Below are 15,412 nucleotides of genomic sequence, written 5' to 3' on the forward strand. Positions count from 1 at the left end.
AGCACGCATGACACCCATCACTTCTTCTGACCCGGCGACCGCCGCGTGTGCCGCGTTGAGCGTTCACGGGCTGACCAAGGCCTTCGCGGGCGTGCCGGCGCTGGACGGGGTCTCGCTCTCGCTCGAGGCCGGCACGGTGCACGCGCTGCTCGGAGGCAACGGCTCGGGCAAGTCGACCACCATCAAGATCCTCGCCGGCGTGTGCCAGGCTGACGCCGGCACGGTGAGCATCGGGGACCGGCGGTTCGAGGCCGCCGACCTCACGCCGTCCGCGGTACGCGAAGCCGGTCTGCGGTTCGTGCACCAGCAGCCGTCGACGTTCGCGGACCTCACCGTGGCCGAGAACCTGTGGATCGGGCACCGGTCCGGCCGCAGCGCGGTGCGACCGATCGCCTGGCGAGCGCTGAACGCGGCGGCGGCCCGGACGCTCGAGCGCTTCCGCGTGCGCGCAAGCCCGGGCGATCGCGTCGGCGACTTGAGCCTGGCGACGCAGACGATGGTCGCGATCGCGCGCGCGCTGCAGGACGTCGACGAGGCGGACGGCGGCATTCTCGTCCTGGACGAGCCCACGGCGGCCTTGCCGCCGGCCGAGGTGGACAACCTGCTCGACGACCTCCTCGAGTTCGCCCGCGGTGGCCAGACCATCCTGTACGTGACGCATCGCCTCGAGGAGGTGGTGCACGTGGCCGATGCGGCCACGGTGCTGCGGGACGGGTCCGTGGCGGCGACGGTGGGGGCGGACGCCGGCCAGGATCAGCTCGTCGAGCTCATCACGGGGCGGAAGCTCGACCGATTCGTGTCTCGCCCGACGCGCGATCGCGCCGGCCGGCCCTCTCTGGTGGTCGACGGCCTCGTCGCGGGCTCCGTCCGCGGCGTCGACCTCGAACTTCGTCCTGGCGAGATCGTCGGCGTGGCCGGGCTGTTGGGCACGGGCCGCTCGACGTTGCTGCGCGCCTTGTTCGGGCTCCTGAACGTCGAGGCCGGCACGGTGACGCTCGATGGCCGGCCATACGCGGCCGCGAGTCCGGCCGCCGCGATGCGCGAGGGGTTCGCCTACGTTCCGGAGGACCGCGCGCGAGACGCCGCCTTCTCGGATCTGACCGTCACGGAGAACATCGGCATGACGGTCACCACCGCCTATTTCGCCCGAGGGCGGCTGCGTCATCGCCGGGAACGCGCCGACACGGCGCGCCTGCTGGAGGACTACCTCGTCAAGGCCGCATCCGAGGACGTCCCGCTGGCGACGCTCTCCGGCGGCAACCAGCAGAAGGTCATCCTGGCTCGATGGCTGCGCCGGTCGCCACGAGTCCTGCTGCTCGACGAGCCCACGCAGGGGGTCGACATCGGTGCCCGCGCGGAGATCTGGGAGCTCATCCGGCGTGCCGTGGACGGCGGGGCGGCGGCCCTCGTCGTGTCGTCGGACTTCGAAGAGCTTGCCCGCGTGTCGGATCGCGCGCTCGTCATGCGCGGTGGACGCGTGATCGCCGAGCTGGCGCGCGAGGACCTCGACGCCCATCGGCTCCAGCAGGCGCTGCTCACCGCGGGGCAGGACTGACGAAGGCGGGCGCCGGCGCCCCGGCGCCCGCGTTCGTACGAACCATCGGCCTCGGCGGCGCATGTGGTTCATCTCCGTCGTTGTCGCCGTGCGATCCGCCGCATACGGTGATCGCTCCGCAACATCGAACACGGAGCAAGCTTGCGCAGATGAGTTACCTCTGGACACCGGAGCAGGTCGAGAACCACTACCCCGCGTCGCGGGCCGTGGCGTTCCACCACACGACCACGAGCATCACCTTCAGCACCACCGAGGAGTTCGTCCGCAGCGTGCTCCCGCCCTGTCTCGACCCGGCGCCAGAGCCGCAGGTCGCCATCAGCGTCATGGCGATGCTGACCTCGCGCGAACGCGAGCTGAACCCCGCGTCGCGCGACCGTGCCGCGACGATCAGCGTCAACGCCAGTCACGGGGCGAGGTGGGCCGGTACTGCCTCACCGTCATCGAGGTCGAGGAGGTCAACGTCGAGAAGGGACGCGAGATCTGGGGGATGCCGAAGAAGCTCGGATCCATCGACTTGGTCGACGACGGAGCGCGGGTCCACGCGTACGTCGAGCGGAAGGGCCACCTCCTCGTCGAGCTGACCGCGCAGATCGCCGACGGCCCACAGGTCTCCTCGGCCGAGACGAGCGCGTCGACCTACTTCGAGCTCAAGGGGCACCTGGCGGCCAACGGCGTGGAGGTCCGGGACCCCGAGCTCGTCGTCACCGACATCGCGTCGACCGTCCGCCGCGTGCAGGCGGTCGCGGGCGCCGACGTGAGGCTCGGCCACTCGCCGTTCGACCCCGGCGTCGCGACGATCCCGGTGGGGGACTTCCTCGACGGCTGCACCGTCGCCGGCGTGAGCGACTACGCCCTCCGCGAGGTCATCCCGCTCGCCGGCGACGGGCACGACTACACGCCGTACGTCTTCGGGCGCCTGTACTCGCCCCTCGTGTTCGAGCCCCGCCCATGAGCTCGCTCGCACGCGGCGCGCAGAAGCTCGTGGCGACGATCCTCGCCGCGCTGCTCGGGACGGCCGCGCTCGCCGGATGTGGATCGAGCGCACCGGCGGGCACCGGGCGGAGCACGGCCGGATCCGGCGACGCGCTCGCGCGGTCGGCCACGATCGACAAGGCCGTGAGCGACGCCTTTCACGGCTCGACGTTCCGGCGCCCCGCGGAGGGCTCCCCGGCGGCCGTGCCCGGCAAGACGGTCTGGCTGATCAGCGCCGGCCTGGGGATCCCGGAGACCGTCGACTACGCGCAGCACTTCCGAGCCGCCGCGAAGGCACTCGGCTGGAACGCGCGCGTCTACGACGGCAAGTTCGAGCCCAACGAGCAGCTGACCGGGGTCCGCGGCGCCGTGCAGGCGAAGGTGGACGCCATCTTGTTGTACGCCATTGACTGCGCGCCGGTGCGCGCCGGCCTGGAGCAGGCCCGGCGGGCCGGGATCGTGATCGTCGGATCCGAGTCGGCCGACTGCGATCGCGTGACACCGCCCGGGCCGCACCTCTTCAGCGGAGAGACCCGGTACACGCAGGGCGATCTCTTCGCCTGGGAGCGGTTCATCGGCCGGCTGCAGGCCGACTACGTGCTGTGGAAGACGAAGGGCGCGGCCGAGGTCGTGGTGCTCGACGAGACGGACTCGGCCCTGACGCGCCTGAACTACGAGGGCTTCGCGGCGGAGATGAAGGCGCAGTGCCCGGCGTGCGCGTCGCATCCGGTCGAGATCACCGGAGCCGACATCGGTCCCGCGCTGCAGCAGAAGGTCCGCCAGGCGCTTCTGCGCTATCCCCGGGCCAACGCGTTCGTGGCGCCCTACGACGGCCTCATGACGGGCGGGGCGGCCGGTGCCATCCGGGCGTCGGGACGCAACGACCGCATCCTCAGCGTCGCCGGCGTGGGCCAGCCGTCGGCGATCAGCCTCATCCGGAGCGACGGCGGGCTGGATGCCGGCTACGGCGTGCCGCTGGGCTGGGAAGCGTATGACTCGATGGACATCATCAACAGGATCTTCGCGAAGGCGAAGCTGAGACCCTCCGGGATCGGGCTCTCCCTCTATGACGCAGGCGAGGGCTTGCCGGCCAAGGGCAAGGGCTACGTGCCGCCGATCGACTACGTGTCCGCCTACGAGGCGGCGTGGGCCGGGGGCTCGCGATGAGCCCCGTGCGGGCATTGGACGCCGCAGGCCGGACGCGGACGACGCCTATGCCGCCCCGGCGTCGCGTGACGCACCAACTCGAGAGCTACGCGCTCGTCGGCCTGTGGGCCGCCGTCGCGGTCGCCTTCAGCGTCTGGTCGAAGACGTCGACCGCGTTCTTCACCATGGACAACGTCCGTGCGATCCTGATCAGCCAGTCGGTCACGGCGATCGTCGCGCTGGGCGCCCTGGTGCCCCTGGTCACGAACGAGTGGGACCTCTCGGTCGGCGTCGCGTCCGGCCTGGCGGCGGTCGTGTCGGCGAGCCTGATGTCCAATGGCGTGCCGCTGGTGCTCGCCGCGGCGGCATCGATCGTCCTCTGCCTCGCCATCGGCGGGTTGAACGGGGGCATCGTGACGCGGCTTCGCGTCAACGCGGTGATCACGACGCTCGGCGTCGCGACCATCCTCGATGGCGTCATCAATCAGAAGACCGGCGGAAGCGCCGTCGTCGCCGACCTGCCCGAGGGCCTCATCAGCTTCGGGTCGAGCACCTGGATCGGGATCCCGAAGCCCGCGTACGTCATGGCCGCCGCTGCCGGTGGCGTCTACTACCTGCTCCGGCACACCCCGTTCGGGCGCTACCTGTATGCCTTGGGATCCAATCCCTCGGCGGGCGTGCTCGTGGGCCTTCGCACGAAGCTGCTGCTGACGGGCGCGTTCGCCTGCGCGGGCCTCCTCGCGGGCGGCGCCGGGGTCTTGGAGGTCGCGGTCGCCGGCGGCGCCGATCCGCGGGTGGGCGACTCCTTCACCCTGCCGGCCCTCGCGGCCGCGTTCCTCAGCGCCGCGTCGATCACGCCAGGGCGCTACAACGTCGGCGGCACGCTCGTCGCGATCTTCTTCCTGGCGACGCTCAACAGCGGCCTGAACTTCGCCGGCGCGCCACCGTACGTCGGGAACTACGTCAACGGCGTGGCGCTCATCGCAGGGGTGGGCCTCGGCGCGTTCCTCGGCAGGAAGCGGACGCTCGGCGTGACGTAGCACCGAGGCGGCGCCGCTTCGTACGAACGGTCGACCGGGTCGCACGCGCCCATCGGTTCGACCGATTGCCGGCACCACCGGCACGCAGGTACCAGTTCTGGACCCGAACGCCCGTGTGAACGGGCGAGAGAGGCATCGCATGCCCGCAGGGAGATCGGCCGCGAGTCTGGCCGTGGACATGAAGGAGGGCGCCACCAGGCGCCAGACGGTCGACGGCGTTCAGCTGGCGATCCTCGCCAGCCGGTTCCAGCGGATCGTGCGCAAGATGACGAACACGCTCTTCCGCACCGCCCGCTCCGGGGTCATCAGCAATGCCCGTGACTTCTCGTGCTGCATCGTGACGGCCGACCACGAGCTGCTCGTGGCCGCCGAGAGCCTGCCGATCCACGTGATGGCCGGTCCTGACCTGATCAGCCGGTACCTGGCCGAGGTGCACCCGGTCCTCCGGCGCGGGGACGCCTTCCTGCACAACTCGCCGTACCACGGCAACTCCCATGCCGGCGACCACTGCCTGCTGGTCCCCGTCATCGACGACGACGGCCACCATCGCTTCACCGCGGTGGTGAAGGCGCACATGGCCGACGTCGGCAACGCCGAGCCCAGCACGATCGTCCCGGCCGTCCGTGACGTCTACGAGGAAGGCGCGCTCATCTTCCCCGCCGTGCAGGTGCAGCGCGACTTCCGGGACATCGACGACGTCATCCGGATGTGCGAGGTGCGCGTCCGCGTCCCGCGGTCCTGGCGCGGCGACTACAACGGGATGGTCGGCGCGGCGCGCATCGCCGAGCGGGAGATCCTCGCGCTCGCCGGAGAGGTCGGCTGGGACGCGCTCGAGACGTTCGTCGACGACTGGTTCGACTACTCCGAGCATCGGATGGTCGAGGCGATCCGCGCGATGCCCGACGGCACGGCGACCGCCCAGACGGCGCATGACGCGTTCGAAGGGTTCCCCGAGGTGCGGGTGAACGCGACCGTCGCGGTCGATCACGACGACCCGCGCATCACCGTGGACCTCCGCGACAACCCCGACTGCCTGCCCTTCGGCCTCAACTTGACCGAGGCCACCAGCTTGACGACGGCGATGGTCGGCACGTTCATGAGCATCGACGCGTCGGTGCCCGCCAACGCGGGGAGCTTCCGGCGGCTCGACGTGAAGCTGCGCGACGGCTGCATCGTCGGCAGGCCCGTTCACCCGTTCTCCTGCTCCGGCGCCACCACCAACGTCGCCGATCGCATGACCAACGCCGTCCAGATGGCGTTCGCCAGGCTCGGGGGAGCGGTGGGCCTGGCCGAGATCGGCAGCGTCGGACCGCCGTCGTCGGCCGTTGTCTCGGGCCATGACCCGAGAAAGGGCGGCGCGCCGTACATCGACATGATGGTCTTGGGCATGACGGGAGGGGCTGGTGCACCGGCCGCGGACGGCTGGCTGACGGCGGTCCACGCCGGCAGCAACGGCTCGATCATGCGCAACAGCACGGAGGCCACCGAGCACCTGCTGCCGATCCGCATCTGGGTCGACGAGATCATCGTGGACTCGGAGGGTGCGGGGAAGCACCGGGGCGCCCCGGCGAACCTCGTGGAGTGGGGCCCGAACGAGACGCGCGTCGAGGCGATCTGGTTCTCCGACGGCACCGTCAACCCCGCGCTCGGCGTCTGTGGCGGAGGTGCTGGAGCGCTGGCGGATCAGTGGATCCGCCAGGGCGACGGGTCGGTCGAGCGGGCGGCCGCGTGCCACCGCGTCTGGGTCGAGCCCGACCAGCGCGTCGTCTCCCTCTCGCCTGGCGGAGGCGGGTACGGCGATCCGCTCGAGCGCGATCCGGCGTCCGTCGCCGAGGACGTGCGCGAGGGCTGGATCACCGTCGAGCGCGCCCGCGAGACCTACGGCGTCGTCATCGGACCGGAGGGCGGCGCCGAGCCCGCCGCCACGGCTGCCCGCCGCGCCGAGGCCAAGCACGACCGGAAGGACGCGAGCCGATGAGCAGGGATGCCGACGCGATCGTCATCGGGGCCGGACTCGGTGGGCTGACGGCGGCGCGCGAGCTCCGTCGCCGCGGTCATTCGGTCCTGGTCCTCGAGGCCCGCGAGCGGATCGGTGGGCGACTCTGGACCACGGAGTTCGCCGGCCGTGAGGTCGAGCTCGGCGGTGGCTACGTGCACTGGTTCCAGCCGCACGTCTTCGCGGAGATGACCCGGCTCGGGATCGACTACGAGCACGGCCCTCACTTCGAGGAGTGGTGGTGGTGGAACGGCGACGACCTCAACAAGGACTCCGCGGAGGACGTCGTGGCTCGCCTGGACGAGCTGTTCGCGCGCGTCTTTCACGACGCGCGCGCGACCTATCCCAAGCCGTTCGACGTCTTCGCCGGAGGCGAGGCCTTCGCGGCGAACGACGTCGTCTCGCTCGCGCAGCGACTCGACGACGTCGGCCTGACGGCGGACGAGCGGACGATGCTCGGCTCGCACGCCGGGACCCTCAACTCCGCGTACAGCCATGAGGCCGCCCTGACCGCCGTGATGCACTGGTACGCGCTGTCGGACTGCAGCTTCCGGCTGATGCTCGACGCCGTCGGCATGTACGTCATGCGCACCACGGCCAAGCTCGTCGACGGGATCGCGGAGGAGGCCGACGCGGACCTCCGGCTCGGCGCACCCGTCGCGGCCGTCGACGCGGACGATGGCGGCGTCGCGGTCACGACGCGTGACGGGGCCCGGTTCACGGCCGGCGCCGCCGTCGTCGCGGTGCCGCTCAACACGCTCGGCGCCATCCGGTTCGCTGGGCCGTCCACCGGCGGTCTGCGCGACGCGCACGCCGTGACCCAAGCCTCGCACGGACTCAAGACCTGGATCGAGATCCGCGGGGCGCTCGCGCCGCTGGTCGTCTCGGCGCCGGAAGCCGCGGCGCTGACCTCGATCGAGACCGTGTACGAGGTGCCGGACGGTCAGATCCTGCTCGGCTTCGGGCCGGACGCGGCCAAGCTCGACCCGACGGACCGCGAGGCGGTCGCGGCGGTGGTCCACCGGCTCGTTCCCGGCGACTTCGAGGTCGTGGCGGTCGCTGGGCACGACTGGACGGCGGACGAGTTCTCGCGCGGCACGTGGTGCATCACCCGCCCGGGTCAGCGTCTCGGCCGGCTGCGCGGGCTCCAGACGCGGCACGGCCGGATCATGCTTGCCGGCAGCGACGTGGCCGGCGGTTGGAACGGCTTCATGGACGGTGCGATCGAGTCGGGGCAACGGGTCGGTCGCGAGATCGCGACGCTCCTCGAGGCCGACGGCGCGGTGGTCTGACCGGCAGGCCGTTGGAGCGCGTCCGGGCAGGCGATAGGTGCCGCTGACTGTTGGAGAGCTCGTGGAGATCCCGACCCTGAGGTCGCGGTTCCTGGCGGGCGGCGGCGGATCGGGGCGCACGATCGACTGGGCTCACGTCGGCGAGCTGATGTCGCCCTGGGAGTGGCTCGGCCGCGGCCACCTCCTCATGACGAACGCGACCAACATCCCGGTCGACGCGCCGGGGCAGGTCGCGTTCGTGCGCCAGCTCGTCGACTCCGGGGTCGTGGGGCTGGCCGTCCCTGACCTGCCGTCCATCGTCGTCGCGTTGCGGGCGCTGCTTGCGGAGGCCGAGCAGCTGCGGTTCCCGGTGCTCGGGACGGCCTACCACGTGCCGTGGATCGCCATCGCGCAGGCCGTCGCGCAGGCGAACCAGCGGGCCGAGCAGGCGCGCATGACGGCGACGATGCGGATCTACGAGGTGGTGAGGGAAGCCGCGCATCGTGGGCCGTCTGAGGTCGTGCGCCGGATCGGCGCCAACCTCGGGACGCGCCTCCACGTCGTCGACCGCTCCGGCCACCCGCTGCTCGGCCTCGAGGCACTCGACGATCGCCTCCGCGACACCGTCAGCTCGATCGTCGACGAGCGGGCCGAGCGGCTTCCGGCGGTCCTGCGCGTGCCCGATGGGGTGGGGCAGGCGACCATCGTGCCGATGCTCGCGACGCGGTTCGCCTGCCTGGTCGCGCGCCATCGCGCGGACAGGTCCGTCGAGCTGTCCATCCTGCAGCACGTCGCCGCTGTCGTCGCCATCGAGCTGGAGCGGTCCATCGCCCAGCAGGAGGAGCGTCGTCGACGCGGTGGCGAGCTGCTGGAGCAGCTGATCGAGCGGCGCATCGACGCCGAGTCCGGCTCCTGGCGGCTGTCGTTCTTCGACCTGGGCGACGGCGGCGACGGCGGCTTGCGGCTCGTGGCGATCGACGTCGTCCGCGACGACGTCGTCATGGACGTGATGGATCGTCGTCTGCGGCGGGCCGGACTGCCGAACCTCCAGCTGGTCCGAGCGTCGACGGCCTACGTCCTGGTCCCGGAGAGCGCCGCGCCCGACATCGAGCACGTGCTGGACAACGGGCCGCCGGCCGGTCTCAGCGGCCCCATCACCACCGTCGGTCAGGTACCCGACGCGGCGAAGGAGGCCCGGTGGGCATTGGAGGCCTCGCGCGTGCGTGAGCGAGGCCTGACCCGCTACGGAGACGACGTGCCGCCCTTCTTGCCACGAACCGTCACCGAAGCCGGGATCGTCGCGGACCAGGTCGTCGGGGTCCTGGTGGCCTACGACGCCGAGCACGGCAGCGACCTCGTCGGCTCGCTTCGCCAGTTCCTCGCCGCGAACCGCTCGTGGCAACGAGCGGAGCAGGCCACCGGCGTGCCGAAGCAGACGCTGGTCTACCGCATGCGGCGGGTCGAGCAGCTGACCGGCCGGCGCCTCGACGACACCGAAGACGTCATGCAGATCTGGCTCGCCCTCAAGGCCTACAATCTGGTGTCGCTCGCCGACGAGCCGGTGCGCGCCGCGGAGACGACGCGCCGCAAGGGGCGGGAGGACTAGGTCCGGCCGGCCAGCGTCTCGGCGGCCGTGGCGTCGCCGCGGCAGCAGGAACGTCGAAGCGACGTCTCAGATCGGGCGCCCGCAGGCAACCGCGCGGATCGGTCAGAGGTTCGTGCGCGTCCCCAAACGGCCGGGCGAGGTTTGGAGGTCGCTCAGCTGAGCGTGCCGGTTCGCTCGCGCATCATGCGTGGCCGAGGCACCGGCTCTCGTCTCCTCCGAGGCGCCGCGCCCCGAAGGCCTCCGCCCGAAGACGGGAGAGGCCCTCCTTCCGCTGAGGTCGGGCCGCTCTCGGGCGGCCCGGCCGCGGACCTCCGTCGCCCTCCCGCTACGCAAGGAGCCGATCCCCGTTGTCCACCACCGCCACCGCGCCCGTCGCGGTTCGCCCGAGCGACTTCCTCGACATCGACCATCTGCTCTCCGAGGAGGAGCGCGACATCCGCGACACCATCCGCGCGTTCGTCCGCGACCAGGTCGTGCCCAACGTGGGGGAGTGGTTCGAGGAGGCCGTCATCCCTCGCGAGCTGGCACCGGCGCTGGGCAAGTTGGGGGTGTTGGGGATGCACCTGGAGGGCTACGGCTGCGCGGGCGCGTCGGCCACCGCCTACGGTCTGGCGTGCCTGGAGCTGGAGGCCGGGGACTCCGGCGTCCGCAGCCTCGTCTCGGTGCAGGGGTCGTTGGCGATGTTCGCGATCTGGCGCTGGGGCAGCGAGGAGCAGAAGCAGGAGTGGCTTCCGCGGATGGCCGCGGGCGAGGCGATCGGGTGCTTCGGGCTGACCGAGCCGGATGCGGGGTCCGACCCCGGCGCGATGCGCACGCGCGCGCGGCGCGATGGCGACGACTGGGTCCTGCACGGCCAGAAGATGTGGATCACCAACGGCAGCGTCAGCGACGTCGCCGTCGTGTGGGCGGCGACCGACGAGGGGATCCGTGGCTTCGTGGTCCCGACGGGCACGCCGGGGTTCACGACGCAGGACATCCACAAGAAGCTCAGCCTGCGCGCCTCCGTCACGAGCGAGCTGCTACTCGACGACGTCCGCCTGCCCGCCGGCGCGATGCTCCCCGAGGCCACGTCGCTGCGCGGCCCGTTGAGCTGCCTCAACGAGGCCCGCTACGGGATCGTGTGGGGCGCCTGGCGTTCGGCAAGCCGATCGATCACGTGTCGGGCTCCACCCGCCGGCGTCCGAGCTGGCGACCGCGGCCAAGGTCATCGCATCAGAGACCGCGGTCTGGGCGGTCGAATGCGCGTCGCGGCTGGCCGCAAGCCGCTCGTACGTCGGGATGACCGAGCTGGCCCGCCTGCGCCGTGACGCACCACAGACCCAGATCGGCGAGGGCGCCAACGACGCGCTCCTGCTCGCATCGGGCAAGACGATGCTCAAGGAGCATGCGCGAGCGACGACGTCGCTGCTCTCGCCGCGGACGCCGCGGCCGACGTCGTAGGGTGGCGCGGCCCCACACGAGCTGACGGGCGTCGACGGAGCCGACCGCGATCGTCGTTTCCGGTTGCGGTACTCCGTTGACGGAGTACCGTGTCGATGACCCAGCGTCTCCTTGGAGGTGACCATGGCTTCGAGCACCGGGACCCGCAGTGCCCCGTTGATCCCGACCGGTACGTGGACGGTCGACCCTGGGCACTCGAGCGTGAGGTTCTCCGTGAAGCACATGGGGATCGCCAACGTCCGCGGCAAGTTCAGCGAGTTCGAGGGCACGCTGGAGATGAAGGAGAGCCTCGCTGACTGCCGTGCACACGGCACGGTGACCGTGGCGTCGGTCGACACGGGCGAGGCACAGCGAGACGACCATCTGCGCTCGGCGGACTTCTTCGACGTCGAAGCGTTCCCCGAGATCACGTTCGAGTCGACGCGTGTCGAGGCGATCGATGACGAGTCCTCGCGCGTGGTGGGCAACCTCACGATGCACGGGATCACGAAGGAGGTCACGCTCGAGGTGGTGATCCAGGGCACCGACACCGATCCCTGGGGCAACACGCGTGCGGGGCTGGAGGTCGTCGGCAAGCTGCTGCGCTCGGACTTCGACATGAAGTTCAACCAGGCGCTGGGCAGCGGCAACATGATGGTCGGCGACAAGGTCGGGCTCACGCTGGACATCTCGGCGGTGCTGCAGAGCCCGTAGCGCGAGCGTCGACGACCGGGGCGCGGACGTCGAGCCGGCGAAACCGGGCCCGTGGTCGTCACGACCGCCGGCGCTCAGCTCCCGAAGCTGGGCGAGGCCGGGACCTGCGGCCGCGCGGCGCGCTGCTCGTCAGGCTGAGCCTCCGGCACGGCCACGATGATCGAGATCAGCGCGACGAGGCACATGAAGACGTTGAAGAGCAGCCCCAGCCCGCCGCCGAACCGCAGGGCGACGTTGCTCTGGCGACCGAAGAAGATGTGCGGCACGAGGTGAGGCGGAACGTGCGCCGCCGCGGTGTAGATGGCCGCGGAGATCGCGACGCCGAAGGCCGACCCGAGCGACGAGGCCATCTTGTAGAGGCCGGCCGCCTCTCCCGCCCTGTCGTCGGACACGCTCGACATCGCGGCGTCGGTCGACGGGGTCGCGTAGAACCCGAGCCCGACGCCGTACAGGGTGAACCCGATGAAGGCGACCACCGTGTACTGCCCGATCAACAGAAAGGTCAGCGAGGTCAGGATGATGCCGACGGCGGTGATCGACGTTCCCCACATCATCGGCCGCTTCGGACCGTACCTCTGCAGGAGCTTCTCTCCCACCCGGATCGTGGCGACGATCGCGACCAGGTACCCCAGCGTGAGCAGGCCTGCGTGCAGGGAGGACCAACCGGCGGCGTGCTGCACCAAGCCGAGCGCCACCACGAGCGTCCCCGCCGACCCGTTGAGCAGGAAGTTCGAAAGGGTGGCTCCGGCGAACGTCTTGTTGTCGAAGATGCTCAGGTCGACGAACGGTCCCGGCTTGTGCGTCTCGACCCAGAAGAACGCCAGGATGAAGACGACGAACGCGACGATCAGCCCGAGCGACGCGCCCGAGAACCAGCCGAGCCGCGGGCCTTGGGAGATGACGATGTTGATCGCGAGCATCGCCAGGACGAACGCGATCAGGCCCGACCAGTCGAATCGATGGGGCGTCGCGGTGCCGGCGACCCGAGAGACCGGCGTGTCCCTGGTCAGGTAGAGCGCGAGGGCGGCGACCGCGATCGAGATCCAGAAGATCGAGCGCCAGCCGAGGAACGACACGGCCATCAAGCCGCCGAACAGGGAGCAGAAGCCCGAACCGCCCCAGGAGCCGATCGACCAGAAGGACAACGCCCGCTCCCGCGCGTGTCCGTCGTAGAAGTCTTTGATCAGCGCGAGCGACGATGGCATCACGCAGGCGGCAGACAGCCCCTGCACGATCCGGCCGGCCATGATCATCGTGGCGGTCAGCGCCCCCTGCTTCGCCGGGGTGAGGGCGATCAGCAGCGAGCCGGCGATGGACAGCGCGATTCCGAGGCGGAGGATCGTCCCGCGTCCGACGTGATCGGCCAGCCCGCCGAACACCACGATGAACAGGCCCGACATGAGCGCCGTGACCGACACGGCCAGGTTGGCGACCGTGGACTTCAGCCCGAGGGACCCCTGGATGGCCGGTATCACGTTGAGCAGGGTCTGGGCGAACAGCCAGAACGTGACGATCGCGAAGATGATCCCCAGCAACCACCGGTCGCTCGCCCTCCAGGCTCCCGCATCGCCACCGGCAGGCTGTTCGACAGCGCTCATGTCGAGATCACAGGTGGCAGCGTGAGGCCGCTACGACCAGATGTACTCCTCGGCGATCGCCCCGTCCTTCCACTTCGCCACGGTCACCATGCGGCCTCCGCCTTCGAACTCGCCGACGACGCAGGTCCATTCTCCGGATCCGAACGCGATCGGGTGGGCGGCGATCCGGGGTGGTGTGCCGCCCGCTGAATCGACATACGCCTTCATGGCGTCGATGTGCGCCTCGATCCCGTGGGTGGGCGCTTGTCCCTTCCAGTCGACGTCGACGTCGTCGGTGTGGTGGTGGGCGAACACGCCGTGCCAGTCGGCGTTGTTCCATCCCGTGAAGTCGAGGTCATCCATGCCCTCGAGGTTGGCCGCGACCTGATCCTGTTCCACGAGTCTCTCCCGTTCGTACGAGGGGATGTCGCCGAAGGTCTACCCGTACCGGTGACCGTGTACAGCACCTTGGAGCCGATCGTCGGAAGCGGCGGACCGACGCCCGCGTGGGGCCGACTCAGAAGACCAAGGGATCCCCACGACCCCAGCTCCGGGGACCGCCGACTCCGGCTCGGCGCCGGCGACGCGCTCGGTGCGCCCGTGGTCGTTCACGGGTCCGTCCAGGCGGCGAACAGCTGGTTGAGGCCCTCGGCCATGGTCGGATGCGCCAGGATGCCGTCGCGCAGCGCCGACGAGGGGAGACCTCCGAGCATCGCGACTTGGACGGTGGCGATCACCTCGCCGCCGTGGGCGGCCAGGATGGCGGCTCCGAGGATCCGGTCGCTGCCCCGGTCGACGACCGCCTTCAGCAACCCACGGGGCGCGTCGAGCGTCTTGGCGCGGGGGATCGCGGAGGCGGGCAGCTTGGCGACCCGCACGTCATGCCCTCGCCGACGGGCTTCTCGTTCGGTCAGGCCGACGCGGCCGAGCTCGGGGTCGAGGAACACGCAGTAGGGCACCAGGCGCTCGGCGGTGCTGCGGGCGCCTCCGTCGAGGTTGGCCTTGACCAGGCGGTAGTCGTCGAGCGAGACATGGGTGAACTGCGGCCCGCCCGTGATGTCGCCGACGGCGAACGTGCCCGGCGCGGTCGTGCGCAGGTGCTCGTCGACGCGCACGAAGCCGTGCTCGTCGAGCTCCACCCCGGCGGCCTCCAGGTCGATCCCGTCGCTGGCCGGCCGGCGGCCGAGCGCGGCGAGCACGTCGTCGCCGATGAGCTCGCGCCCGCCGTCGACGCTGACGCGGACGCTGCCGTCCTGGCCCCGACCGACTCGTTCGACCGTCGCACCGAGCACGACCTCGATGCCGTCTTCGCCCAGGATGTCCGCGACCGCGCCGGCGACGTCCTCGTCCTCGCGTCCCAGCAGCTGGGGGCCGCGCTCGATCAGCGTCACGTGGCTACCGAGCCGATGCATCGCCTGGCCGAGCTCGACGCCCACGTAGCTGCCGCCGATGATCAGCAGGCGCGACGGGATGCGCCGCAGATCGAGCAGCGTCTCACTGGTCAGCGGCGCGGCGTCGACCAGGCCGGGGATGTCCGGCAGCGCCGGCCGCGTGCCGAGGTCGATCACGGCGCGCTCGCCCTCCAGCACCCGTGCGCCGTCGGCGGTGCGCACCTCCACGCGGCGCGGGCCGACGAAGCGGGCGGAGCCGATGACCAGCTCCATGCCGCTCGCCCGGAACTGGTCGAGGTTCATCGCGCGCATCCCGTGGACCACCGAGCCGACGCGTCGGCGCAGCGCCGGCGCGGCGAGCGCGCCCAGCGTCGCGTCGATCCCGAGCTCCGGTGCCCGGCGCACCAGCTCGGCGACCTCGGCCGAGCGGATCAGCGTCTTGGTCGGGATGCACGCCAGGTTGATGCAGGTGCCGCCGATCATCTCCGGCACGCGCTCGACCATCGCCACCCGGCGTCCGGCCGTGGCGAGGTCCATCGCGAGCGTCTTGCCGCCCTTGCCGCCCGCGACGACCAGCAGCTCGAAGTGCTCCGGCTGGGTCATCGTCGCTGGTCTCCGTTCGGAACTGCGGGTCCGACCGAGCGTACTCCTCCTCGTCGGGAACCGAGCGACGCCAGACGGAGCATCGTGGTGCCCCTGGCCGGCGGCAAGTCCGCCCCACCGGC

Annotated in this window: 13 protein-coding genes and 1 pseudogene; 10 read left to right on the top strand and 4 right to left on the bottom strand. The window is 71.0% G+C overall.

The features are described from left to right. Positions 1 to 55: 55 nt before the first annotated feature. The gene (locus VFG42_RS20200; protein ID WP_324910596.1) at positions 56 to 1,555 is read left to right on the top strand and encodes a sugar ABC transporter ATP-binding protein; all 1,500 of its coding nucleotides are present in this window, start codon (positions 56 to 58) and stop codon (positions 1,553 to 1,555) included. A gap of 187 nt (positions 1,556 to 1,742) precedes the next feature. Here the strand turns inward: VFG42_RS20200 and VFG42_RS20205 are convergent, their stop codons facing one another. Next, complete coding sequence (locus tag VFG42_RS20205; protein ID WP_324910597.1) at positions 1,743 to 1,952, bottom strand: hypothetical protein; 210 nt, start codon at positions 1,950 to 1,952, stop codon at positions 1,743 to 1,745. 18 nt (positions 1,953 to 1,970) lie between these two features. Here VFG42_RS20205 and VFG42_RS20210 point away from each other — a divergent pair, with 18 nt between their 5' ends. From VFG42_RS20210 to VFG42_RS20250, 9 genes and pseudogenes are all read left to right on the top strand, one after another. Beyond that, a complete protein-coding gene (locus tag VFG42_RS20210; protein WP_324910598.1) occupies positions 1,971 to 2,507 on the top strand; it encodes an acetoacetate decarboxylase family protein in 537 nt (178 codons plus the stop codon). Then, positions 2,504 to 3,694: a sugar ABC transporter substrate-binding protein gene (locus tag VFG42_RS20215; RefSeq protein ID WP_324910599.1), complete on the top strand. Its 1,191-nt coding sequence runs from the start codon at positions 2,504 to 2,506 to the stop codon at positions 3,692 to 3,694. The genes VFG42_RS20210 and VFG42_RS20215 overlap by 4 nt, the downstream gene beginning before the upstream one ends. 65 nt (positions 3,695 to 3,759) lie before the next feature. Beyond that, positions 3,760 to 4,713 carry an ABC transporter permease gene (locus VFG42_RS20220; RefSeq protein WP_324910600.1) on the top strand — a complete coding sequence of 318 codons (954 nt, stop codon included), beginning with the start codon at positions 3,760 to 3,762 and terminating at the stop codon, positions 4,711 to 4,713. 178 nt (positions 4,714 to 4,891) lie between these two features. Continuing rightward, a complete protein-coding gene (locus tag VFG42_RS20225) occupies positions 4,892 to 6,691 on the top strand; it encodes a hydantoinase B/oxoprolinase family protein (RefSeq protein ID WP_324910601.1) in 1,800 nt (599 codons plus the stop codon). Next, on the top strand, positions 6,688 to 8,001 hold the full coding sequence (locus VFG42_RS20230) for an NAD(P)/FAD-dependent oxidoreductase (protein ID WP_324910602.1): 1,314 nt from the start codon (positions 6,688 to 6,690) through the stop codon (positions 7,999 to 8,001). The genes VFG42_RS20225 and VFG42_RS20230 overlap by 4 nt, the downstream gene beginning before the upstream one ends. A gap of 61 nt (positions 8,002 to 8,062) precedes the next feature. Further along, positions 8,063 to 9,586 carry a PucR family transcriptional regulator gene (locus tag VFG42_RS20235; RefSeq protein WP_324910603.1) on the top strand — a complete coding sequence of 508 codons (1,524 nt, stop codon included), beginning with the start codon at positions 8,063 to 8,065 and terminating at the stop codon, positions 9,584 to 9,586. A 347-nt stretch (positions 9,587 to 9,933) separates the two neighbouring features. Then, positions 9,934 to 10,716, top strand: a pseudogene (locus tag VFG42_RS20240) (acyl-CoA dehydrogenase family protein); the annotation flags it as partial. Positions 10,717 to 10,792: 76 nt separating this feature from the next. Continuing rightward, a complete protein-coding gene (locus VFG42_RS20245) occupies positions 10,793 to 11,026 on the top strand; it encodes a hypothetical protein (protein WP_324910632.1) in 234 nt (77 codons plus the stop codon). Between the two features lie 123 nt (positions 11,027 to 11,149). Beyond that, positions 11,150 to 11,719, top strand: coding sequence for a YceI family protein (locus tag VFG42_RS20250; RefSeq protein WP_324910606.1), 570 nt, complete (start codon positions 11,150 to 11,152; stop codon positions 11,717 to 11,719). 74 nt (positions 11,720 to 11,793) lie between these two features. Here the strand turns inward: VFG42_RS20250 and VFG42_RS20255 are convergent, their stop codons facing one another. The 3 genes from VFG42_RS20255 to VFG42_RS20265 all read right to left on the bottom strand — a co-directional run bounded on the left by VFG42_RS20255 (position 11,794) and on the right by VFG42_RS20265 (position 15,290). After that, positions 11,794 to 13,254, bottom strand: coding sequence for an MFS transporter (locus VFG42_RS20255; RefSeq protein ID WP_324910607.1), 1,461 nt, complete (start codon positions 13,252 to 13,254; stop codon positions 11,794 to 11,796). A 93-nt stretch (positions 13,255 to 13,347) separates the two neighbouring features. Next, positions 13,348 to 13,695: a hypothetical protein gene (locus tag VFG42_RS20260; protein ID WP_324910608.1), complete on the bottom strand. Its 348-nt coding sequence runs from the start codon at positions 13,693 to 13,695 to the stop codon at positions 13,348 to 13,350. 209 nt (positions 13,696 to 13,904) lie between these two features. Next, positions 13,905 to 15,290 (bottom strand): dihydrolipoyl dehydrogenase family protein, encoded by a 1,386-nt coding sequence (locus tag VFG42_RS20265; protein WP_324910609.1) that lies wholly within the window; start codon positions 15,288 to 15,290, stop codon positions 13,905 to 13,907. Between the last annotated feature and the right edge of the window lie 122 nt (positions 15,291 to 15,412).

It is taken from the genome of Baekduia sp. (genome assembly GCF_035685985.1).
Lineage (GTDB): Bacteria > Actinomycetota > Thermoleophilia > Solirubrobacterales > Solirubrobacteraceae > Baekduia.